Raw genomic sequence first — 22,143 nt, 5'->3', positions numbered from 1 at the left:
TATGAAAGAGAAATCACAGTTTGAGAAAAATGCCGCCGACAAACAAGTGGAACTGCTCTCCGGAGCATTAAACGGGGCGGTCAGCGCGGGCGGCCATTGGCTCAATGCCACAGGAAAGGGCTATCCCAAGTTTTATCCGGCAGGCGTGGCGGTCAGTCCGTTCAACGCCCTGTTCATGGCTCTGCACTCGGACAAGCACGGATGCAAGAGCAACCTCTTCACCTTATATAGCGAAGCAAAGGCAAGAGGCGAATCCGTCAAGGAACACGAAAAAGGAGTACCGTTCCTGTTCTATAACTGGAACAAGTACGTGAACAGGAACAATCCCAACGAGGTCATATCAAGGGATGACTACCAAAAACTTTCTCCCGAAGAGAAGAACCGATACAAAGGCGTACACAACAGGGAGATACGCACATTGTTCAATATCGACCAGACTTTGCTGCCCCACGTTGACAGGAAAGCATACGATGACGCATTGGCAAAATACGGCAACAGTGTCGAGCAAGGATTCGGAGAAAAGGAGTTGCGTGAACTCAGGCCGAAATTCAATGCCTTTGTACAATCTATTTCGAGAAATCTGGCACCGGTTCGCACGGATGGCAGCGGTGTGGCGCATTATGACAGCCAGAAAGACGCGATATATATTCCACGGCAAAAGGATTTCGCACATTACACCGATTACGCGCAGGAAACCCTTCGGCAAATCATAGCAGCCACCGGACACCAGCAACGCCTTGCCCGTGAGGGAATGGTGATGAAAAACGGGATTCCCCCAACAGAGGATGCCGTCAAGCAGGAACGGCTGATTGCCGAAATCGCTTCGGGTATCAAGATGCTGGAAATGGGACTTCCGGCCCGGTTGTCGGACGAGAGTGTCAAACTGGTGGATTATTGGAACCGTGAACTGAAAGAGAACCCTTGTCTGATAGATGCCATCGAGAGTGATGTGAACAATGCGCTGGAAGTGATACGCAAGGCGGAACGGGGCGAAAAAATCGAGTATGCCACCTATCGTAACTACCGCCAGACAGAACAGATGCGGGAGCAAATGCCAAAGCATTTCTTCGTGGCTGACGAAATCAAGAAGCATCCCGACAAGGAAAACAAGACCATTGTCCTGGTCATCGACAAACAAGGCAAGAGTGCCGATGTGATACTCCCTGCCGGTGCATCCTTGGAGGTGAACAACGAAATCAAGGGAATGAGCAAACAGCGCATACAAAGCGCATTGGAGAAAAGCGGCATTGAAAAAGTGCGTTTCTATAATCCGGACGGTGCGTTGGGCTACCGTCCCGATGACCGTTACTTCGCCGAAAAGCAGATAGAGGTGGCGCGTCTGAAAAACTGGGCATTGGAAACACTCTCCACCATCGATGCGCACCCTGCGGTGAAGCAAGCTGACAAACCCTGGTTTGAGAAGATACAGATGGTACAGGATGACAAGAACCGCTGGGCTTTGTTCATCAAGCCGGAAGGAAAAGCCGGTTACAGCGTCTATCCTGAAAAGGATGACCTGAACCGTTTCTTCACCACGCTGAAACAGTCATTGGATAATATAGACAAGGTGCGTGGAGAACTGGCCAGAAAATACTATGCCCTTGCCGAGAGCAAGCCGGATCTAAAAGTGGACCTGTTCCACACGGCAGATGAAAGCATCGACTTGAACCGCATACAACGAGTGGCCGTGTTCAAGACAAAGAACGGGGCGATACTCTGCGCTCCCACCATTGACAACCGGAAGCCGCAGCCCCGAAGCGTCACACCACAGCAATGGCAACGGATGTGGGTCGCCGAGGACAGGAACAGTTTCAAACAACATCTGGCGGCAACGCTTTTCGCGGACGTGCTGAACAAGAGCCAGGCACAGGAACAGACCTCTTCCGAAAAACAGGAGTCGGAAGTGGAAACGAAAATCAGCCGTGACGAGGAAATCAAGCACGACCAGCCTAAAGAGGAAGTTGAAGAAGAGGAAGAGGTTTCAAAAGGAATGCACCGATAAACAGACAAAGTAATGAGCAAGAATAAAGAATACGCGGAAAAATACGCCGTTTTTGCGATGGAACAGATGCGCAAATACGGCATCCCGGCTTCCGTGACCTTGGCACAGGGCATACTGGAGAGCAGCAACGGGCAAAGCCGTATGGCCCTGAACGAGAACAACCATTTCGGTATCAAAGCCACTCCGGGATGGATTGCGCAAGGTGGCAAATACGGTATTTACACCGATGACAAGCCCAACGAGAAGTTTTGCAGCTACGACAGCGTGGGCGATTCTTACGAGCATCACTCCAAATTCCTTGTAGAGAACAAACGGTACGCGGAATGTTTTGAACTGTCTCCTGACGATTACAAGGGTTGGACGGAAGGACTTGCCAAGGCCGGGTATGCAAGTGGCGGCAATTATGCCCAAAGTCTGCAAAAAATCATTGAAGCAAACGGGCTGCAGAAGTATGACCGGATGGTCATGGCAGAAATGAAGGCAAAAGGATTGGAAACAGAAACCGGGCAAGCGGTTACGGCAAACACCTATTCATTCCCGGTCGAGCGCGAAGAGTTCCTGTTTGTCACTTCACCGTTTGGAATGCGTACCGACCCCATGAATGCTGACAAGCTGCAAATGCACAAGGGTATAGACATCCGCTGTAAGGGCGATGCGGTGTTGGCTACCGAGAATAACGGCAAAGTGGTGGCGGTAAACCAAAATGCCAAAACCGCCGGAGGCAAGTCCGTAACCATTGAATACGAGAGGGCTGACGGAAGCAAGATACAGAACACTTATATGCACCTGTCCTCTGTTGATGTCAAGGTGGGTGACAAGGTGCAAGCCGGACAGAGACTCGGTATGTCAGGCAACACCGGCACACGGACTACGGGCGAACATCTGCATTTCGGAGTGGCACAGATTACCGCTGACGGACAAAAACGAGACATTGATCCCGCAATCTATTTGGCAGACATTGCCCAAAAGGGAAACATCAAGCTGCAAGCCTTACATAATGGCAACGACCTGTTGGCTAAATACCAAACGGAGGTTACTGCCACTCCCCAGGAAACAAAATCACAAAGTCCTGAAGAGTGGATGAAGAAACTGTTATCCTCGGAAGACAGCGGTGTCGGACTTTCAGGAACGAATGACCCGATTATGGATATGGTGGTCAAAGCCTTTTCCTCGCTGATGATGCTGGCGGTGGTAATAGACAACAAGAACGAAGAGGAACAGAAAGAAGCCATTTCTGAAATGGCAGGTAGCCGGAAGGTGGAACTGACTTCATTGTTGCCCCACATGAAAAGTTGTGCCCTTGTCATCGGAGAGAACAACAAAGCCGTATTGCAGGCAGACAACGGTACCGTGCAAGTCTCACGGGAACTCAGTACCGTTGAGTTGAGCCGGCTGTCCACCACTTTGAATAATCCTGAACTCTCGGAGGAAAGCAAGCGTATGCGAGTGGCAGGAATGGTCAATGCCATTGTCCTTTCACAACAGGCTTCACAAAACTTCGAGCAGGGGATGTCGGAACAGCAGAGCCAGAACGAACAAATCAGAAGATAATGAAACGCGTGATGATGGAAATAGGATTGTTGGTCGTCGGGCTGTCTTTTGCAGGACTGCACACCCTCGTATGCTACCGGCTGTTCGGTCTGGCGGCGACACTCGTGATTGTGGGTGTGCAGGTTGTCATTGCGTCAGGGATAGTCTGGATTAAAATCCGTGCGCCCGATTAAAGACGGAACGTATATGCGGGTAGTTCACATTTAATAGGATATTCCGGTCAAATGGTCTTGGTTAAAATAAAACTACAAGCAATATGATTAAGTGTAACGTAACAGTGTGCGGAACCATCAGCAAGGCGGCTGTAGTGCGCACCAACAATGAGAACAAGGCTTTCACGGCATTTGCCGTAAATTGCGTGATTCCGGCAAGAAACGGTATCGACAAAACAGTGGAAATCTCTGTCGCTAAGGATGGAGAGGAGTACAATCGGGCTGACTATACCGTAGGCAAGAGAGTGGAAATTTCCGGTGTGCTGACTTTCAAGAAGCGTGGAGACAACCTCTATTTCAATATGTCGGCTTCATCGGTCAACCTTACCGTGGCTTCAAACGAGGATTCCATCAAGGGCGAAATGCTCTTCCGTGGAAAGACAGGCAAGAACATCGAAGAGAAGACAGACAAGAAAGGCAAGAATTTCTTGCAGTTCTCCGCATTTTCTGCGGAAAAGGTCAATGACGGCTTCGAGTACCTGTGGGTACGCTTCTTAGGCTTTGACCGTGAACGTGAGGAGTGGCTGCAACCGCAGACCGGCATCGAGGCCAAAGGTGAACTGGAGCTGTCCGTCTATAACGACAAGCTGAACATTGCCTGCAAGGTATCGGAAATGTCGGAATATGTGAAACAGCCGTATAACCCTAACAACTGACAGTCATGGCCGGTTACAGGAAAAACAGCAATGACGGCCCGTCCGCGGAGGACAAGGCTCTTGACCTCTTTGCGGAAATGATGATCGAGCGCATCGAGACCGTCAGCAAGGACTGGACGAAACCATGGATTACCGAGGGCAGCTTAGGGTGGCCGAAGAATCTGTCCGGACGTGAGTACAATGGGATGAACGCGCTGATGTTGCTTCTCCATTGCGAGAACGAGGGCTACAAGATACCGCGTTTCTGCACCTTTGACTGCGTGCAACGGATGAACAAACCGTCCGAAAAGCAGGCAAAGGAGGGCGTGGAACTGCCAAGAGTTTCAGTGAACAAGGGCGAAAAATCCTTCCCCGTGATGCTCACTACCTTTACCTGCATCCACAAGGAGACCAAGGAGAAGATCAAGTATGACGATTTTAAGAAACTCTCCGATGAAGAGAAGAAGATGTACAATGTATATCCGAAGATGCAGGTCTTCCGGGTATTCAATGTAGCCCAAACCAATCTTCAGGAAGCCCGTCCGGAACTTTGGAACAAGCTGGCGAATGGGGATGCCGTAAAGTTGGATGAAAGCGAGAAGATGTCTTTTGAACCGATGGATGTGATGATTCGTGATAACCGCTGGATTTGCCCTATCAAGCCGATGCACCAGGACAAGGCATACTTTTCCATTTCCAAGAACGAAATTGTGGTTCCCGAAAAATCCCAGTTCAAGGACGGCGAATCCTATTATGGTACTCTTTGGCATGAGATGACCCACAGCACAGGCATCGAGGGGCAACTCGACCGTATCAAACCGTCCGGTTTCGGTTCGGACGAATACGCCCGTGAGGAACTGGTGGCAGAATTAGGCAGCGCATTGGTGGCACAGCGTTACGGCATGAGCAAGGCATTGAAAGAAGAGAGCTGCGCTTATCTGAAATCCTGGCTGGACCACTTGAAGGAATCGCCCCAGTTTATCAAGACCACACTTCTGGATGTAAAAAGGGCAACCTCGCTCGTTACGCAGAATGTGGATAAGATAGTGCAGGAACTGGAACAGAAAAACAAGGTGCAGCAGGATAACGGGCAGCGGAATGAGGTCAAACAGTCCGTACCCGAAGGAAAGGTGTTCTACTCTTCCGTAGCCTATCTGCAATCCTCCGATGACACCTCACGGCTGGATGCGCTTCGGGAGAAAGGCGATTATGAGGGATTGCTCCGGCTTGCCAAGGAGTATTATGACGGCGATGGAATCAACGAGCAATATACCTTTGTCTCTCCTCGCCAGAACAAGGGTGATGATCTGCTGATAGAAGACAAGGATTTTGCCGTGATCTATAACAACAGCGTGGAAGGAACTTACGAGGTGATGCTGAAATACTCGGAGCAGGAAATCCGTGACCATATCACACGGTATGGTGTCCGGCTGGCAAGCAGTGACATAAAAGAGGTTGCCAAAGACATGGCGGCCGAGCAGTTCTCTGCGATGACAAGGCAGCGTACTCCTGTCCTTGAAATGCCAAACGGAGATATTCTCCATATCGGGTATAACAGGGATGACGACACCCTTGATGTCGGCACGGCGACCAATGCCGGACTTGCCGTCAGCCATAGTTTCCTATACGACCACGACAATTCGCTCGATTCCAATCTCCAATCCGTCAATGAAAAGCTGAATGAAATGGAGCAATATCAAAAAGAGGAGGTGGAATACAGTGGCGGGATGCACCGCTGAGTATAAAGTCTGCTATCTGTTCTGTTCAGCCGTAGAGAGTCGTCCTCTCTGCGGCTGAATTGGTTTAGTCCCACTGATAAGTCCTACTTACACAAAAAAGAGAGATTTTTCACCTTAATTAGTCGCAAAATATCGGCACTATTCTGAATTAGTGCCGAAAATTTGTTACCTTTGCAGTCGAAGAAAGGAATAATAATCACATGAGCAACGAGACGACAACATTCATACTTGACTATGCTGAAGTTCATCATGACTTTAGTTTAGGAGATTTGTTTGCTTATCTACAAGAGAAGACAGGCATCAAAAAGTCTTCTTTGTCCTGGTATCTGTTCAAGCTCGTGAATGAAAATGTACTGGTCAGAACCGGGCGGGGAACGTATGCCAAAGTGATGAAGCAGGTCTTTTCACCCCAACCGATAGAGGAAGTGAAGGAGGTTTACGGTTTGTTGCAATCGGATTTTCCGTTTGCGAAATTCTGTGTTTATCAAGGGGACATCATAGCCCCTTTGCAACATCACCTTTCATCCAACCGCATCATCTACGTGGAAACGGACAGGGACTCGGCAGAAACCGTTTTCAATTTTCTGAAAGACAAGAACCACGATGTTTACCTACGACCGGACAAAAATATGATATACCGGTATGTGGATATGGACAGCCGTGTCATTTTCGTAAAAAATCTTGTTTCGGAAGCTCCCTTGCAAGAAGTATCCGGCGTGCCTATGCCCACGTTGGAAAAACTGTTAGTGGATATATTGAGAGATACGGACTTTTTCTACCTGCAAGGCAGTGAGAGTGACCGTATCATAGAAAACGCTTTTAACCTGTACACAATCAACAGGAACAGGCTTTTCAGGTATGCCGACAGGCGTAAAGTGAAGAAAGAATTATCGTCAATTTTAGAAAACTTGAACATACAATGATAAAGAAAGAGTGTTTTACGACAGAATGGATTGAACAGGTTGCATCCGAACTGCACTACAATGACAAGAACCTCATAGAGAAAGTAATCCGTGCCTTGTCTCTGCTTGAAATGTTGGTTAAAGCCGGGTGTCCTCTCGTCTTCAAGGGTGGCACGGCACTTATGCTCATCCTTGGGAAATCCGCCCATCGTCTGTCAATCGACATTGATGTCATCTGTCCTCCCGGAACCAATATAGAGGACTATCTGAAATCGTTTGCCGATTTTGGCTTTATCAATCTGGAACTCGTGGAGCGCAAGCAAAGGGACGATGCGGACATACCTAAAAGCCATTCCAAGTTTTTCTATCAGATAGCTTACCGGAACGACACGGACGCCCAATCCTATATCCTGCTGGACGTATTGTACGAGGAGATTCATTATTTCCAAACCCGGCAAATAGCCATTGATTGCCCGTTCATACGGCTGGAGGGAGAACCGTTAATGGTGACTGTTCCGTCCGCAGAAGATATTTTAGGGGATAAACTGACAGCTTTCGCTCCCAACACTACCGGAATACCTTATTACAAGAACGGCAGATCCTGTTCGATGGAGATAGCCAAGCAACTTTATGACGTGGGGCGGTTGTTTGAAAATGTTTCAGGATTGCAGATTACCGCAGAGGCTTTCCGCAAGATTGCGGTAGTCGAACTCTCGTACCGGTCTTTGGGAACGGATATCGGACAGGTCTTCAACGACATCCGTCAGACGGCACTCTGTATCTCCACACGGGGGAAAGCCGGAGAAGGTGATTTCAACTTGATACAAGACGGAATCATCCGTGTAAAGTCATTTATGTACAAACAACGGTATCTGATAGACAATGCTATTATTGATGCGGCACGGGCGGCTTATTTAGCCACGCTGATTGAAAAGGGAGTCACAGAAGTGGAACGCTATTCAAACAATCCGATTGACATCAAGGATTTGGTTATTCGACCTTCGCTGACCAACAAACTGAACAAGTTGAAAAGCAATCTACCGGAAGCCTTCTATTATTGGGCAAAGACGAGTGAACTGTTGGAAGTATGATTTTTTGTAAACAGCACGAAGGCTATTCCTCACATAATTCACGGTCAATATGAACGAAAGGCTGGTATTTGTAATCCTGCTCGGTGTTATCAGTGTCCTATGGTATATCGTTGGATATTGGCGGCGGAAAGCCGGAGAAACGGCGTTTTTAGCTGCGCAAAAGACCGAGAAGGAGGATGAACGTGACCGTTTATGCCGTTTGGCGGTAAGAGCCGGTCATCGGGATGCTTGTCGTATGTTCTGTTGTTTACATCCGGATTTATTCAAAGAACAGCCACCACTCAAACCATTCAAGTTGCACGGTACAAGAGTAGTATTCTATGGGCAATATTATCCATCCCGGTACAAACCGTTTCTCAACGATGACCAGCAGGCGTTCTGCCATTCAGTCTATGAGTTTAAGGAGGGAAAAATACACGGTATTGAGTTTTTCAAATCTTGCATGAACGCCTTACAAATGGATGACCACCATTTTCATATCATGTTCATGCCTTGTAGCGATGAGTTCAAATATATCCAGCGATTCAAGCGTTTGAACTGGTATGTCTGTACCCATTGTCCAAATCTGACATCAGGACTATATGATGTTGATGTGTTCGAGCCTCGTGAAAGCTTGCATGAAGCCAAAGGTTATGAGAATCGAATACTTGAACGGAATTACCGAATCACAGGAGATACAAAAGGGAAAGATGTTATTATTGTTGACGATGTACTGACTACCGGGCAAAGTATGACCGACTACAAGGAAGAGATAGAACGGTGCGGTGGCAAGGTGGTAGCTGCCATTTTTTATAGCAAGACTATCACTTTGCCGCATCCGCTGATTGTCAAATTGGAGGTGTGGGGTGACTATATTTCTCGTTTTCGCAAATCATATTAGTTTTATTTGCAGTTGGATTGTCATTTCCAATGCGGTCAATCAATATCATAGCCTATCACGTATTCATCGTTGATAAGCAGATAGTAGTAGCCGTTGCCACAATTCCGGTATTCTTTGCTGAAGCCTGCCGACATATCGCCATTGTCCCGTGGCTCACACCAAAGCGTTCCGTCATAACCGCAAAAATCAAAGCGACAAGTGGAAAAACTCTCTTTGTTCTTCATCGCCTCTCTGAAACGCTGCATAGATGCCGTCCCACAATATTTTTCGATAGTGGCAAGCCCAATACATTTGCCGTCAATGCGTGTTCCTGTCGTGATGTGGTTCTCGTAAAGGGATTTATCCAAATCCGCATTTGCGATGTCACGAAGCCAAGCGTTTGTATGTGTGGCAAGCCGGGCAAGTTTCTGATATTTCAGAATGAGTTTCCTGTCCGTATTCGCCTCCTGCTCTTGCGAGGGATAGTATATCTGCTCGATGCTTGACCAATCTGTGAAAACATAACCTTTTGTCCTTTTGCCGAGCGCGATAATGCCAATAATACCCCTGTCCCGATTGATGAACAAGCGTCTGCGTTTTCCTGCAATCCTCACATATAGAGACGAAGGATTGGTTTCGTTGCGAAGATAGCTCTCCGCAGGATGAATTGTTGTCGTTCCCATATCCGTATCTATCTTTCAATATTTATTTTACCAGTCCTTACCAATGTACCATTGCGGTAAAGCATGATTTCTCCGGGCTTGAAACCCATTTCTCCGAAGGCTATGTATTTGATATAATCTCGGTACTTCTCGCCTGAAAAATTTTTGCCGCACAAGTTGTTGAAAAACATAGGTATTGAAAAACCATCCTCTCCTGACAACACTGTTTTGCCGCTTTGTCTGATTTCGTCTAACATACTAATTTCCAATTTTCATCATCAATGGTAAGTTTGTTCATTTCCCAATCATACTAATAATGTCATAGTTGTAACCATTAGATAAATTCAACTTCAAGTGCTTGTAGCAACTCGTATATCTTTCCTTCGGCATCTTCCATATCCGCTACAATATCCTTAATGTGATAAGGTGCGCCATTCTTGCCGTGTCCGTCATCGCCAATCCACAAATAGGTTTCATAATCGGTGTCAAACCCCTCATAATACTCTTTAATGCTATTTATAAGGGTATCAATGTCATTCTGCTGCATATCGGCTTTGAAAAGAAAATTCTGTCCGTACTTGGTGTAGCGATGAAACTCAAATAACACATTTGATTCGTTTTTATCTTCAACACTTACACTCCAGCCTTTTTCTTGGGCAATGTCCGTTACTTTCCGTATCTGTTCTTGGGTAGTCATACTCTTTGTTTTTTTGTGGGGAGACCTCTCCAATCTCCCCACTGGTTGATTTAATCCGTTATCTCAAAATAATATTCCTGTTCCTTGTCCGACCATTCAGCGGTCATTGCATCCGCTTCTCTCCACAGTTTGTCATAGAGAATGGCTCTTTGGTTGTCTCTCTCGTGCCAATGCCATATCTTGTGATTGAGTACAAGACAAAGTTCCGTCCAATACTTGTAGTTGTCTTTCCATTCGGACTTGGCTCGCCTGTATGTGTCGGCTATGGCATTGTTCCCGAACTTGTCGGCAATGGAGAAGTCCTGCCAAAAGGTAGTTATCGGCTCGTAACCGCTGAACTCTGTTATATTCCATCTTGGAATAGTGATTTGCAATGCTCCCATACTTGTTATTGTTTATGGTTTTCGTAATACTCTTCGGGCAAATGATAGAGGTCGTTCTCAGCCAAATGGTCAATGGCTTCCGCTGCCAGACGGCACGCCCATTCGTTGCGTTGGTCACATCTACCCTTATGCCAGTTCTCCGCCAACTGTTCCATAAAGTAGAACATCAGTTTGGCTTTCTCGTTTACCAAATAGCGGTGGTCGTCCGCCAATGCCTTGCCTACCTTTCGGGGTGAAGCCATTTTGCCGTTCACATAGTTTGAGAACTCGTCCGCAAAGCGTTTGTCGTTCTCCGATAGTTGATTGTTGTACTCCATTCTAAAGAATTTTGATGTTGAACATTTTTTTCTTTTCCCTTTGTTCGGCATCCGTTTATCGGAACCGTTTGGGTTTTACGGTGCTTTCAAGGGGCAACCGAATAGGCCGTTCCCAACGCTTTTTCCGGAAAAATACGCTCGACTGTGGAGAGGAAGATTTTTGCAGGAAATGCACTTCAAAGCGGTGAAAACAGGCGCGGCTGCCCACCTTTGCATCCGGAAAACCGATCGGAGACGATACTGGTAGTCTGAATATCGGAAACGCTATAAAAGGAAGATTGGAAGATAGAAAAGGCTGACGGCTACGCCGAATAAGTATATAGATGAAAGGATATGGAATGTATAAAAGGTAAGTGCCGGGATTAAAAAAATGGAGAACGGCTTTTTAGTCCGTCCCCCATTCCCTGATTATGGTCAGGCAGCAATTTCTTCCGTTTGTGGCTGTTCTTCGGTCGGTGCTTCCGCTTCGGGTTGCACGTCATCGGATTGTGGAGTTTCCCCTTTTGCCTTTTCCTGCACAAGCAAAACGGCTTTTTTCTCCTCAATACGTTGGTGTCGTTTGTCGTACACCTCGTTATGGGTATTCTCAATATTGGCAAATTCTTCGGGCATGTGCTTACGTGCAAAATCAAACAAAAGGTCTGCGATGACATTATCCCTGTATGCGCCTTTGAATTGCGCTATCAAAAAATCTCTGCGTATAATCGCCTTTGTCTTTGCTGTAAGGTTGGCGATAATTTGTTTTTTATCCTCGTCCGTTAGGTATGAATATCCATTTGTCCCTTTTTCAATACCTACTGCCTTGTAGTTCTCTTGACGGAGGTGTGGTAAAAGGAAGAAATAAATCATTCTGTCCTCGTCTGCCCCAAACTTGGCTTCGGTCACATCCACCTCTAAAATCTGCTTCTTGGTGTCCTCTATAGTCTTTTCTATGGCAATTTCCTTGTTGCGTTTGTCCTGCTTTTCCAATTTTGCCACAGGAGAAAGTTCTTGTACTTGTGCTATTCCGTTTGTGGTTGTCGCACCCATGTTGTTTCTAACATAGCATAGGGTAATATCGTTGCTTCCGATACAGATATATGGAGAGACTTCTCCTGTTTCACATCGGGTACGGATTTCCTCACATTTTTCCGTGTACTCGTTCATTTCCTGCTCATAATCCGCAGTTGCTCCCTCGTATTCTTCCGTACTGTCATAATCCTCTTTTTCGGGTACTTCGGGCAGTTCGGGGTATGCGGTAGCATAATTGACACTTTCCACTTGATACCCCATTGCCGTAAGGCGTTCCACGACCTCTTTGCTATAATTGTAATTCTCGTGACAAAGAGGTAAGGCAGGATGCTGTTCCATAAGCTGTATGGTTTTCTCCTCCATATAGGATGTATTCATTTCCTTTAGGCAGGTGCGGTTTGCACAATTTCCACAACCTCCCTCACAGAATAATGTCATGTTGTTGGTGTTGTGAGGACATGACAGGCAGAGGGTCTTGTCAAATGCGTAACGGCTTAGGTCAGTGGTGTAATCTCGTTCAATGTACCTTGCCACATCAGTGGCTTTCATACCTCGCCAACTATTATACATTAATCCCTCTTTCAAATGCTTCTCGTAAATGTCTTTTTGTATGTCTTCTCCATATCGGCAAATTTCACTTGCTACGGAAATGGTCAATTCGTCCTTTTCCAACAACTCAGAGATTTCGGGGATTAAGGCAGTGAATTTCAGTCGGGTATTGATATAGTTCTCACTCTTGCCAAACTGCACGGACAACGATTTGACATCATGCCTACCGCTCTCCATTAGTTTTTGGTATGCGTTGGCTTCTTCTATAGGGGTCACATCCTTGCGTTGCAGGTTTTCCGTGATAGCCATTTCTTCGGCTGTCTCGTCCGAAAGTTCCATAACCATTGCCGGAATTTCATCCAATCCTGCCATGATTGAAGCCCTGTATCTGCGTTCTCCGAACACAATCTCAAAGCGGTTGTCATCAATGGGACGCACACCGATAGGCTGCAACACTCCCTGTTGTTTGATACTCTCTGCAAGTTCAGCAAGATTTGTTTCGTCAAAGTTCTTGCGTGGGTTGTAGTCGCTTGGCAGAATGTTTGCCAGTGCTACCAATGTGATGTTTCTCTCTGCTGCTTGAATTGCTGTTGCTTCCATAATCATAAAATTTAATTTGTTGATACTTTTTTATTTTCCCTCTGTTCGGTTCTTTTTCTGCCTGAACCGTTTTGGGATTTATGGATGCGGTACACAGCTGTCGGCACAGCTTTATACGACGGCTTTTCCTGCCAATTACGCTCCGTATGGAGGAAGAATTTGCAGGAAATACACTTCAAGCTGCCGGATCAAGCGCGACAGCAGACCTTTGCATCTGATAAAACCAAATCGGTCATGGCGGGAATGAAGCCCGGAAAGCGGTAAATAGAAGAGATAAAAGAGGGATGGCATCTGCCAAGCAGATATTCAAAAGGTAAGATTACGGTTATAACAGCGAGGTGCAATGATAGAAAAGGAAATCGGGAATGTGGCTGCATTATCCCCATTCCCGACCTACTATCATTTTCCGTGCTTCTCCAGATATTCTTTCATCGCCTCGTTCACGATGTCTTTCAGTGACATGTTCTTTTCGATGGCAAGGTATTTCATCCGAGTATGAATACTCTTGTTGATGACAAAGTTGCAATGCACCGCCGTTTCTTTTTCTGGTACGCCTGAGGCTGTCTTTTTCTGTTGCGGAGCTTTCCTCGTGGATGACAACAAACCATCCAATCCGCTTTTCATGCTATTTTTCAAATCCTGCTTACTCATATCCGTTTATTTTAATTTCATTACCTCCTGTGCCAGCGACATATAATCTTTTGCTCCGTTGCAGTTCTTGTTATACTCGAAGATGTTTTTGCCCTTGACCGGAGCTTCAGCCAAAGCCACATTGTCTCGGATGACAGTCTTGAACACCTTGTCACAGAATGAATCCTGAATGATTTCGGACACACTCTTGTTCAGTGTTTTCCGCTTGTCGAACTGTGTGATGACAATACCGCCAATATTCAGGTTTGGATTCAGACGTTCACGGACAATCTCTATCACATTCGCAATCTTCGCCATACCTCGCATTGCAAGGAATTGCGCCTGTACCGGTATAATCAGATAATCCGCCGCAGTAAGGGCGTTAAGCGTTAGTAAACCCAACGAAGGCGGGCAGTCTATGAGAATATAATCGAACTTTGGGTTGCCCGGCAGTTTAGCGATAAGCCCTTTCAAAATCAGTTCCCGTCCCGGCTCGTTGATAAGCTCGGATTCTGCCGCCGACAAGTCAAGGCAGGACGGTACAACAGCCAGACCATTCTCCAATTTGACCAATGGCAACGGATATTCACCCTTCATCGCTCCGTACACCGTCTGCTCTTCTTCAATAGATAGTCCGAATGACTCGGTAAGGTTCGCCTGACCGTCCAAGTCGATTACCAGCACACGCTTCCTTTTCTGCTGTAAGGCAGCAGCAAGATTGATGGTCGTAGTCGTCTTTCCTACACCACCCTTATGGTTCATTATTGCAATTATTTTCATCATAATTCCACTTGTTTATATCTGATACAAAGGTAATACTATTTTGCGTAAATACTATAATTAGTCAATACTATTTTACTACAATGATTTGTTTTAGTCAAATAGCATTTACTATTATACTAATATTAGTGCCGGATGCTGCGAAAAGTAAAACGTGAAATCATTTACAGTAATCCTAATTCACTAAGTTACTATATGTAGTATGTACTATGTTTAGTATTTACTGATTATCAACATAAAATAGGAAGTCACACGAATGAAACACAAGAGTATAAGATAAATAGTCCTTACAACAGTAAGAAACTCGATGCAAACAGCAATATAATTCTGAAATTAGTCGTACTTTTGCATTGAAACAAACAAATTTAGAAAAAAATGAAAGACTTGACAGTAAAAATTCAAGAGGCTTACGAAGCCTTTGTGAAAAATGCCACAGCACAGGTCGAGAACGGCAATAAAGCAGCCGGAACACGTGCTCGTAAGGCTTCTTTGGAAATTGAAAAGTTAATGAAGGAGTTTCGTAAAGCATCCCTTGCAGTTTCCAAAGAATAAACAGAAATGTCAGGTGTGGCAATCCCTACCTGGCATTTCTGTTTCAATAAACTTGTTGTCATCAATGAATTTGTTAGATCTCATTCATTAAAAATCTACATTCTGTAATAACAAAATCCTCGCATCCAAATTCTGCAAGTGATTTAAGTTGCCCTATGCTGTTGCAATAGTAGAATACTTTATCATCAGTGGCATCGTCCACATCTGCGGATAACTTGATAATTACAGGGGTCGGTTCAACAAATTTTTCATCTTTCCATACGATTGAGCATTGCGCATAAAGCGGTTCTTTTCCGTGTTCAGCGCAAAAATCTGCGTAGAACTTGTCCATATCCTCTTTCACTTCATCAATATCAGAGAGGACAACCCCATCCTTACAGTCATCACACCATCCGTAAATAAAGGCTTCGTCCGTATAGTTACGGAAAGAATTGTCATTGGGGTTTATCATAGCCTCACAAGCCACGTTCATACCGCCACATTTAGTGCATATTACTTTCATATTCAATTTTTATTTAGATGTTTGATTGGTTCCTTATCTTCGTCAGTCTCGTCATACTCATACGTGGTGTCCTCGTCCTCATATTCCATTTCGTCATAGGAGACACAGATACAACCATAGTGAGACTTGAAAGCACGGATAATTTTCTCCGTCAGAGCCTTACACGCGGATGATTCAAAGTAAAGTTCTTTCGTCCAGTAGTCAAAACAGAAAGAGGTCATTTCGCCCTTATAGCGGTCGTTACAGTTGTATATCGTGACTGCCACGTAATCGGTAGTACCGCTTTGCAGTTCCACAAAATGACCGAAATAGGTAAAGCTGTCATTATTAGACTGACCGGATGAAGTGATTCGCCCAATCAGCCTGTGAATGAAATTGTAGGTCAGCTTTCTCATAATAATATATTTTGATTGTATTGAGTTTTTGTTTTTATCCCTGTGTTTGGTTTGTCACGACCTTCAAGGGAGATATTTTACTGCAACAAGAAGTGGTTGATGGATATAAAGGCAAGGCTGACACGAAAATACACTCTGCAAGAGGAAGATTTTACAGTGCTCACCGAAAGGCCTGGGCTTGACGAATAGACATTAGACTTAACTTCGCAGCAAAATAACCCCGTGAGGTCGCCCAACCGATTATATGGTTTTATAAATGGAGAATGTTTAATCTTAAAAATGGAGATATGCCGGCGGGTGGGGTTGAAAAAGTCTGCCGGGACAAACAGGCAGGGACTCTTCCTCTCTTGTGACAAGCGTAGTCCGGGAACCGGAACGTAAGCCTGGCACAAAAGTGGATGTGTTCCGTTTGTCCTTGCCAAACCTCCCCGTAAAGAAACAGTATGGGGAAAAGGCAGCAAGTACAGATCCAGCGAAGCCGGTCCTGTGCGTGCCTCCCATACCATGCCTTGCAGAGGTGGTGACGGCACAGACATTCAGCCGACAATGGGTGGGGAAAGCCGATATAAAAGGACAGAAGAAGATTTTGCAATTTTTCTTGTAAAAAAGTGGCATTGGGTTTTGATTAAACGCAGAAAAAACGTATCTTTACATTATTGAGTTTGATTATTCAGCTTGTTCAAACTGTTGGTTGCATTTAAGGTTCTGGGAGGGTGTTTCCCCTTGATAGCAATAGGATTTACTATCTGTGAGTTAAAGAACAAAATTGTTGAACTTGTAAAAATCCGTAAAGGAAATAAGGAGAACGTAACAATGAAAAATGTAATAACAGAATATCATAAAAAAGTAGAATTGGTGGCAGATATGGGAAATCTACGGCAGAGCCGCCAATCAGAGAGAACAAGTTTTATATATCTGCCGCCAATTTCCTCCAAAAAATCATAAAATCAATATATTAGGGTGCGTTATGCACCCTTTTCGGTTTTAATTGTCCGTCAGATATGACAACATAGAAAAATCCCCTTGCCGGGTTTCACAACCAAGCAGAGGGAAAAGGTTAAATATAATTATGGTTACAATTAAGCCGCTTCTGTTATCGCTTCGCTTTCCGGATGCGGTGTTTCCGCTACCGATCCGTGACGTTCCACTTCTTTCAAACTTTCGTCAATTTTCCGCTGCAATTCCTTACATTCCAATTTGAGCCTTAGTAGTTCATCTGCCTTGCTCCATTTGCGGTCAATGAGTTTCTGCAAGGTCGGTATTTCACTTTCAAACTGCTCTGCCTGTTTCCGCTGTCTGGCAATCAGGTCAGGCAACTTGTACAGTGCGCCCTGTGGATATTGTGCCGATTCCACGAAGCCCAAAGGTAATGCTCCACTCAAACCACAACGGTATTTCAATCCACTCACACCCTCGACAAAGAAAGCATTCCGGTCGAATGTTTGGGTAAGGGTATATTCGCTATGTACCAACAAATTCAGTCCGGCATAACTGCCTATCGTGTTGTATGCTTCGCTTCGATAGGTCTTGGATATGCGGTGCAGTTCACGTCCGATTTCTTCCGTAGTGGCTTGGGATAGGTTCAAAAGCGAGGTGGCTTTTTCTCCTTGATATGAAGTGATATACTCCCAATCCTGTGCCATGCTCTCCAGTATGCGGTTTGCCTTTTCGATTTTCTGCCGGTTGTCCGTCATCTTGCGTTCCGCACGGATGCGTTCTTTCTTAAAAATGCCCTGTTCCTTTTCCAACTGCATAATCTTGTTATCCAGTTTGGCTTTGTTCAATAGGTCGGTATTGCCCGAAAGGATTGCCACGAACTCGGCAAAGTTCATTCCGTTATCCTCGTCCATTCCACCCTCGTCAATACGACGCACCGCTATCGTGCCGTTGTTGATTTGGTTAATGAACATCTGCTTGTTTTTAAGCAAGTTGAATTTGTAAGCGTCAAGTGTTTTTTCCGTTCCGTAAATCACAACATCGACCACGTTACCGCCCCACAGCTTCACAGTATTGCCTTTGCGTATCGCACGACCGTTGCGCTGTTCCATATCGGCTGGTCTCCAGGGAATTTCCAAATGATGCACCGCCACAGCCCTTTGTTGAGCATTAACGCCTGTACCCAACATGGACGTAGAGCCGAACAACACACGTACCTTGCCGTTGTTCATGTCCTCAAACAAGCGTTTCCTTGCCCTCTCGGTGGTGGCACACTGGATAAACTGTATTTCATCAGCCGGAATACCCATTGCTACCAGTTTGTTCTTGATGTCACTGTAGATGTTCCATTCATTCGCTTTATAGGTGGAAAGGTCGCTGAACACGAATTGTGTACCCCGATTTTCATTCGAGCGCATATAATAGTCATAAATGGTTCTTGCACAAATGGCAGCCTTGTTGTCGCTGTCATCACTGAATTTTTTACCCAGCAGGCGCATATCGAGAGCCATTTTTCGTGCGATATTGGTAGCGATAAGCATTTTCGCCTTGCCGAGATTGTCCGGTTCGGGTGTGTCAAGCCCTAAAAGTCCCCAATCGCCGACATTAGCGAAAGCCACCAACCGACCAATCATTTCCTCCTGCTGTATGGTCGGGGCATGGGACAGGAAACGCACGTTTTTCTCCGGCACATCGAGGTTTATCATGTCGGCAGTACGATAGTCTGTAATCTCACGCAGGAACATCGCCAGCTCCGGCACTTTGATATAGGTACGGAAACGCTCTTTGCGTTTGATTGTTCCTGTCACGTTAAGTTCGTAGTCGGCTGTCTTTTTCGTGAAGATTGCCGCCCACGCATCGAAGCAGGTAATTTGTTGCCGTTTGAGTTCTTTCGGGCGCAAATACTTGAACATCACATATAGTTCTGTCAGTGCGTTCACGACAACCGTACCCGACAAAAATGTAGCCCCCAAATCCTTGCCTGTGCGGTTCTGAATGTCACGGATGGCAAACAAAAGGTTCATCGCACGTTGCGAGCCTTTGGTGTTGCCGATACCTGCCACCCTCGTGTGCCGGGTCTGGAACATTAAGTTTTTGAACATGTGGCACTCGTCAATGAAGATGTGGTCTATTCCCATCGCATGGAAATCCACCGCTTCGTCCTTGCGGTTGTCAATCTTCATACGGAGTTCCTTCAACTTGGCAGAAAGGTTCTGCTTCCTGTCTTCCAGCCCTTTCTGCATTTTCCGACTACGGTAGCGCATGGTGGACTGTTCCAACACCTCAAGGTTGCGCTCCACATCACGCAATTCTTCCGTGAATATCTCAAACATCGTTTCTTCCGACTGGGGGATTTTAGCAAACTGGTCATGGGTCAGAATGATGCAGTCCCAGTTGTTGTTCTTAATTTTGGAGAATACCTCTTTGCGGTTGGCAGGGGTAAAATCCTCTTTGCCCGGATAAAGCATCTTTGCCGTAGGATATGCCTTGCGGAACGTATCGGCAATCTCGTGCACGTTGGCTTTCAAGGCTATAATCATGGGCTTCTGTACCAAGCCCAACCGCTTCATTTCGTAGGCTGCCACACACATTATCATCGTCTTGCCAGTTCCCACCTCATGCCAGCAGATGCCACCACCGTTCTGCTTTATCATCCAGATTGTATCTTTCTGTGACGGATACAAGTCATTATAGGGAAACTGCTCAAATGACAGTCCGGGGAATGTCTGTGCCGAACCGTCATAACTCGGACGCACATAACAGTTAAACCGCTCATTATACACTCTCACAAGTTCGTCACGTATCTCTGTCGGTTGGCTGTCGAGCCATGCGTTGAACTTGGTGCGGATTTCCTCAATTTTGGTGGCAGCTTCCTGTATGGCTTCTTCATCGGGCACTCGTACCTTGTCACCGTTCCTCTCTATCTCTTTGGTGATTTCGGGTACTGTATCTTGCAAGGCATGAACAAACAAATCCTCTCCGTTGTAGTTCCGCACGGAATAGGTGTTGTATGCAGCTGGAGAATAACCCGATAAACGCACCAGATAACCGTCGTTCACATCAACATACATCACGGTAGCTTCCACCTCAAAGAGTTCAGTCGCAAAGTCCGCATATAGCTGTGGGGCAATCCAACGCTCACCCATGTTAATATCCAGTTCCTCGTATGGTATCGCTTCGGGGGCTGCCGCTTCCAATGCTTTCAGTGATTGTTCCGCCCAATCCTTTTCCCTGTCGGAAAGGTCTGGGATGCAGGCCGTTATCTCCTTGCTTTTCTCTGTCACATTACCAGCAATGAATTTCACCTTATGCTCCCAACATTCCGATACAGGGTTATAGAAAATCTCACCATTGAGGGCTTCGATGACTTCATCCCGTTCCTTGCCTGTAGTCTGCATGAGATAGTCCATATCCACCCTACCAAAGAAATTCAGCGTGTTCGCCAATGCTTCAATCGGGGTCAGCCGAACATTGGGGTCTATCTTCTGAAATGCTACAGGCTCACGCATGATGTCCGCTTTGACTATATCGCTACCGAGCTGCATTTCTATGGTGAACACTTCCGTACCGAGCGCATCAAGCATGATAAACTCTTTGTTGTCGTTCTCGTGGAAACAGCCCCACTTGGCAACAAAGGCATCGTAAAGGGTGTTTAACCGTTCACGCATATAGGGTTGCTCCTGCTGTTCTTTCTGTTCTTTGGCTGACAACTCAAAATAAGCTTTTCTGACAGGGAAATAGTCATTTGCCCTGTCGATGTTTACCTTACCCTCGTCCACAGGCACAAAGTCAATCGCCACCTCTTGATACAGGTTTGACTTGCGGTATTGGATAACACCCACCTGTTCCTCGAACATTACCATGGCACCGTCTTTCATCCACGTTTCCAACGTGTCCGTATAAGCTCTTTTTCCCTTTGTTTGCGCAATTTCCATATCTCCGAAAAGTGACATCTGCGTTTGCGCTCCGTCCGTATTGCCCAAGAAAAGGCTTTTGCGGAAATAGCGGTTAAAGTCAAGTTTCAGCAGTGCGGAAAGGTATTGTATCATGGATTTCTCGTCACCCGACCACTGGTATTTGCGGACATACTTGCCGTATTGGTTCATCGCAATGCGACTGCCTGTGGCAAGTGTGGTTTTCGGCATGAAAAAAAGTCTGTTGGCATACTCGGTCATTGTTCCTACCGTGTCCGCTTTTTCTTTGGTTACCTGCAAAAAGGTACGTTCACGTAAGGATAGTGTAGCCTTATTGCTATGCTTTTGGAATATCAACAAGTCACTGCCTACCTCGATACCGCCTGTCTGCATAAAAAGCGTTTCCGGCAAACGTATTGCACTGATAAGGTCGGCATGGTTTACAAGGTACTCACGCACAAACTTGTTGCCCGGAGTGTCGGCAATGCCCCTCGATGTGACGAAAGCCAGCAGACCGCCCTCATTCAGCAGTTCCATCGCTTTGACGAAAAAATAATTGTGTATGGTCTTGGTCGCCTGTTCGTAGATGCCGCCTTTTCTCCATAGCTCCGCATCGAACACACGAAAATTGCCGAATGGAATATTAGAGACGATAACATCAAATGTCTTGTGTTGAAAGTCCTGTCCGTCTATCGTCTCAAATCCTGCCGTGATTACACTTGTACTGCCGTGCAAAAGCGAAAGTATCAGTCCTGTCATACAGTCCTTTTCAAAGGCATAGGTATATGTGTCGGGCATTGCAACAGGTAGAAAACCGCCTATCCCTGCACTCGGTTCTAAGAAAGAGCGCATTTGTAAGTTGTTTTCTTTGAATGTGGCTTGTATCTGTCTTGCCACTACATCAATCAGAAATTTTGGAGTATAGAAAGCGGTCAGAACGGAAGCCTTTATGCTGTCAAGAATGGCATTGTATTTCTCCGTATCTCTTTCCACAAAGTCGCTCAATGTGTTCAGTAGCCTTGCTATCGGCTCGTTCAGTTCTTGGGGTACTGGATTATCCGTTCCGATGTTCAGAATTTCTTTGATACCGCCAAATCCCGAATACAGGGATAACTTCTCTTTCTCGTTCTCTGTGGCTGTCCTGCCTTGTGATTGGATTTTTACAGCCGTTTCAATGGCTTCCACATTTGCCACCAATGATGTCAGTTTATTGTAACTCATATT

The 22,143-nt window shown here is 45.9% G+C and carries 20 protein-coding genes; 9 read left to right on the top strand and 11 right to left on the bottom strand.

The features are described from left to right. Position 1: 1 nt before the first annotated feature. The 8 genes from ACYIB7_RS04175 (at position 2) to ACYIB7_RS04140 (ending at position 9,012) form a co-directional block, all read left to right on the top strand. Positions 2-2,002 (top strand): zincin-like metallopeptidase domain-containing protein, encoded by a 2,001-nt coding sequence (locus tag ACYIB7_RS04175; RefSeq protein WP_480338209.1) that lies wholly within the window; start codon positions 2-4, stop codon positions 2,000-2,002. 12 nt (positions 2,003-2,014) lie between these two features. After that, complete coding sequence (locus ACYIB7_RS04170; protein ID WP_480338208.1) at positions 2,015-3,553, top strand: glucosaminidase domain-containing protein; 1,539 nt, start codon at positions 2,015-2,017, stop codon at positions 3,551-3,553. After that, on the top strand, positions 3,553-3,726 hold the full coding sequence (locus tag ACYIB7_RS04165) for a hypothetical protein (protein ID WP_183128548.1): 174 nt from the start codon (positions 3,553-3,555) through the stop codon (positions 3,724-3,726). The genes ACYIB7_RS04170 and ACYIB7_RS04165 overlap by 1 nt, the downstream gene beginning before the upstream one ends. An 83-nt stretch (positions 3,727-3,809) precedes the next feature. Further along, a complete protein-coding gene (locus tag ACYIB7_RS04160) occupies positions 3,810-4,421 on the top strand; it encodes a hypothetical protein (RefSeq protein WP_195305417.1) in 612 nt (203 codons plus the stop codon). Between the two features lie 5 nt (positions 4,422-4,426). After that, entirely contained in the window at positions 4,427-6,139 is a 1,713-nt protein-coding gene (locus ACYIB7_RS04155) for a zincin-like metallopeptidase domain-containing protein (RefSeq protein WP_480338207.1), read from the top strand. Between the two features lie 200 nt (positions 6,140-6,339). Then, positions 6,340-7,062, top strand: a complete 723-nt coding sequence (locus ACYIB7_RS04150) for a DUF6577 family protein (protein ID WP_103878051.1) — start codon at positions 6,340-6,342, stop codon at positions 7,060-7,062. After that, positions 7,059-8,132 (top strand): nucleotidyl transferase AbiEii/AbiGii toxin family protein, encoded by a 1,074-nt coding sequence (locus tag ACYIB7_RS04145; protein WP_480338206.1) that lies wholly within the window; start codon positions 7,059-7,061, stop codon positions 8,130-8,132. Before ACYIB7_RS04150 ends, ACYIB7_RS04145 begins: the two co-directional genes overlap by 4 nt. 49 nt (positions 8,133-8,181) lie before the next feature. After that, entirely contained in the window at positions 8,182-9,012 is an 831-nt protein-coding gene (locus ACYIB7_RS04140; protein WP_480338205.1) for a phosphoribosyltransferase, read from the top strand. Positions 9,013-9,047: 35 nt separating this feature from the next. Here the strand turns inward: ACYIB7_RS04140 and ACYIB7_RS04135 are convergent, their stop codons facing one another. From ACYIB7_RS04135 to ACYIB7_RS04100, 8 genes are all read right to left on the bottom strand, one after another. After that, positions 9,048-9,674: a hypothetical protein gene (locus ACYIB7_RS04135; protein WP_480338204.1), complete on the bottom strand. Its 627-nt coding sequence runs from the start codon at positions 9,672-9,674 to the stop codon at positions 9,048-9,050. An 8-nt stretch (positions 9,675-9,682) separates the two neighbouring features. Continuing rightward, complete coding sequence (locus ACYIB7_RS04130; protein WP_288087788.1) at positions 9,683-9,910, bottom strand: DUF7688 family protein; 228 nt, start codon at positions 9,908-9,910, stop codon at positions 9,683-9,685. A 77-nt stretch (positions 9,911-9,987) separates the two neighbouring features. Then, complete coding sequence (locus ACYIB7_RS04125; RefSeq protein WP_480338203.1) at positions 9,988-10,350, bottom strand: hypothetical protein; 363 nt, start codon at positions 10,348-10,350, stop codon at positions 9,988-9,990. A 50-nt stretch (positions 10,351-10,400) separates the two neighbouring features. Beyond that, entirely contained in the window at positions 10,401-10,733 is a 333-nt protein-coding gene (locus ACYIB7_RS04120; RefSeq protein ID WP_480338202.1) for a hypothetical protein, read from the bottom strand. A 5-nt stretch (positions 10,734-10,738) separates the two neighbouring features. Continuing rightward, positions 10,739-11,050 (bottom strand): sulfide:quinone reductase, encoded by a 312-nt coding sequence (locus ACYIB7_RS04115; protein WP_480338201.1) that lies wholly within the window; start codon positions 11,048-11,050, stop codon positions 10,739-10,741. A 414-nt stretch (positions 11,051-11,464) separates the two neighbouring features. Further along, positions 11,465-13,210, bottom strand: a complete 1,746-nt coding sequence (locus tag ACYIB7_RS04110; protein ID WP_480338200.1) for a ParB/RepB/Spo0J family partition protein — start codon at positions 13,208-13,210, stop codon at positions 11,465-11,467. A 399-nt stretch (positions 13,211-13,609) separates the two neighbouring features. Further along, positions 13,610-13,861, bottom strand: a complete 252-nt coding sequence (locus ACYIB7_RS04105) for a hypothetical protein (RefSeq protein ID WP_480338199.1) — start codon at positions 13,859-13,861, stop codon at positions 13,610-13,612. Positions 13,862-13,867: 6 nt separating this feature from the next. Beyond that, positions 13,868-14,623 carry a ParA family protein gene (locus tag ACYIB7_RS04100; RefSeq protein ID WP_480338198.1) on the bottom strand — a complete coding sequence of 252 codons (756 nt, stop codon included), beginning with the start codon at positions 14,621-14,623 and terminating at the stop codon, positions 13,868-13,870. Between the two features lie 372 nt (positions 14,624-14,995). On the opposite strand from ACYIB7_RS04100, the gene ACYIB7_RS04095 reads away from it, so the two are divergent. Beyond that, complete coding sequence (locus ACYIB7_RS04095) at positions 14,996-15,172, top strand: histone H1 (RefSeq protein ID WP_480338197.1); 177 nt, start codon at positions 14,996-14,998, stop codon at positions 15,170-15,172. A gap of 73 nt (positions 15,173-15,245) precedes the next feature. Here ACYIB7_RS04095 and ACYIB7_RS04090 read toward each other — a convergent pair whose 3' ends face one another. The 3 genes from ACYIB7_RS04090 to ACYIB7_RS04080 all read right to left on the bottom strand — a co-directional run bounded on the left by ACYIB7_RS04090 (position 15,246) and on the right by ACYIB7_RS04080 (position 22,140). Then, the gene (locus tag ACYIB7_RS04090; RefSeq protein WP_480338196.1) at positions 15,246-15,674 is read right to left on the bottom strand and encodes a hypothetical protein; all 429 of its coding nucleotides are present in this window, start codon (positions 15,672-15,674) and stop codon (positions 15,246-15,248) included. 2 nt (positions 15,675-15,676) lie between these two features. Further along, positions 15,677-16,069, bottom strand: a complete 393-nt coding sequence (locus ACYIB7_RS04085) for a hypothetical protein (protein WP_480338195.1) — start codon at positions 16,067-16,069, stop codon at positions 15,677-15,679. Positions 16,070-17,148: 1,079 nt separating this feature from the next. Beyond that, positions 17,149-22,140, bottom strand: coding sequence for an N-6 DNA methylase (locus ACYIB7_RS04080; RefSeq protein ID WP_480338194.1), 4,992 nt, complete (start codon positions 22,138-22,140; stop codon positions 17,149-17,151). Between the last annotated feature and the right edge of the window lie 3 nt (positions 22,141-22,143).

It is taken from the genome of Parabacteroides sp. KHUB-03, from assembly GCF_056640975.1.
Note: the sequence above shows the minus strand (reverse complement) of the source record. Positions and strands in the feature narration are given on the sequence as shown.

What these genes read in the sequence shown, in the direction of transcription:
- ACYIB7_RS04080 (WP_480338194.1), bottom strand. Translation starts at nt 22,140, where the DNA reads ATGAGTTACAATAAACTGACATCATTGGTGGCAAATGTGGAAGCCATT.
- ACYIB7_RS04175 (WP_480338209.1), top strand. Translation starts at nt 2, where the DNA reads ATGAAAGAGAAATCACAGTTTGAGAAAAATGCCGCCGACAAACAAGTG.
- ACYIB7_RS04085 (WP_480338195.1), bottom strand. Translation starts at nt 16,069, where the DNA reads ATGAGAAAGCTGACCTACAATTTCATTCACAGGCTGATTGGGCGAATC.
- ACYIB7_RS04130 (WP_288087788.1), bottom strand. Translation starts at nt 9,910, where the DNA reads ATGTTAGACGAAATCAGACAAAGCGGCAAAACAGTGTTGTCAGGAGAG.
- ACYIB7_RS04150 (WP_103878051.1), top strand. Translation starts at nt 6,340, where the DNA reads ATGAGCAACGAGACGACAACATTCATACTTGACTATGCTGAAGTTCAT.
- ACYIB7_RS04170 (WP_480338208.1), top strand. Translation starts at nt 2,015, where the DNA reads ATGAGCAAGAATAAAGAATACGCGGAAAAATACGCCGTTTTTGCGATG.
- ACYIB7_RS04155 (WP_480338207.1), top strand. Translation starts at nt 4,427, where the DNA reads ATGGCCGGTTACAGGAAAAACAGCAATGACGGCCCGTCCGCGGAGGAC.
- ACYIB7_RS04165 (WP_183128548.1), top strand. Translation starts at nt 3,553, where the DNA reads ATGAAACGCGTGATGATGGAAATAGGATTGTTGGTCGTCGGGCTGTCT.
- ACYIB7_RS04125 (WP_480338203.1), bottom strand. Translation starts at nt 10,350, where the DNA reads ATGACTACCCAAGAACAGATACGGAAAGTAACGGACATTGCCCAAGAA.
- ACYIB7_RS04090 (WP_480338196.1), bottom strand. Translation starts at nt 15,674, where the DNA reads ATGAAAGTAATATGCACTAAATGTGGCGGTATGAACGTGGCTTGTGAG.
- ACYIB7_RS04105 (WP_480338199.1), bottom strand. Translation starts at nt 13,861, where the DNA reads ATGAGTAAGCAGGATTTGAAAAATAGCATGAAAAGCGGATTGGATGGT.
- ACYIB7_RS04115 (WP_480338201.1), bottom strand. Translation starts at nt 11,050, where the DNA reads ATGGAGTACAACAATCAACTATCGGAGAACGACAAACGCTTTGCGGAC.
- ACYIB7_RS04095 (WP_480338197.1), top strand. Translation starts at nt 14,996, where the DNA reads ATGAAAGACTTGACAGTAAAAATTCAAGAGGCTTACGAAGCCTTTGTG.
- ACYIB7_RS04145 (WP_480338206.1), top strand. Translation starts at nt 7,059, where the DNA reads ATGATAAAGAAAGAGTGTTTTACGACAGAATGGATTGAACAGGTTGCA.
- ACYIB7_RS04120 (WP_480338202.1), bottom strand. Translation starts at nt 10,733, where the DNA reads ATGGGAGCATTGCAAATCACTATTCCAAGATGGAATATAACAGAGTTC.
- ACYIB7_RS04140 (WP_480338205.1), top strand. Translation starts at nt 8,182, where the DNA reads ATGAACGAAAGGCTGGTATTTGTAATCCTGCTCGGTGTTATCAGTGTC.
- ACYIB7_RS04160 (WP_195305417.1), top strand. Translation starts at nt 3,810, where the DNA reads ATGATTAAGTGTAACGTAACAGTGTGCGGAACCATCAGCAAGGCGGCT.
- ACYIB7_RS04135 (WP_480338204.1), bottom strand. Translation starts at nt 9,674, where the DNA reads ATGGGAACGACAACAATTCATCCTGCGGAGAGCTATCTTCGCAACGAA.
- ACYIB7_RS04110 (WP_480338200.1), bottom strand. Translation starts at nt 13,210, where the DNA reads ATGGAAGCAACAGCAATTCAAGCAGCAGAGAGAAACATCACATTGGTA.
- ACYIB7_RS04100 (WP_480338198.1), bottom strand. Translation starts at nt 14,623, where the DNA reads ATGATGAAAATAATTGCAATAATGAACCATAAGGGTGGTGTAGGAAAG.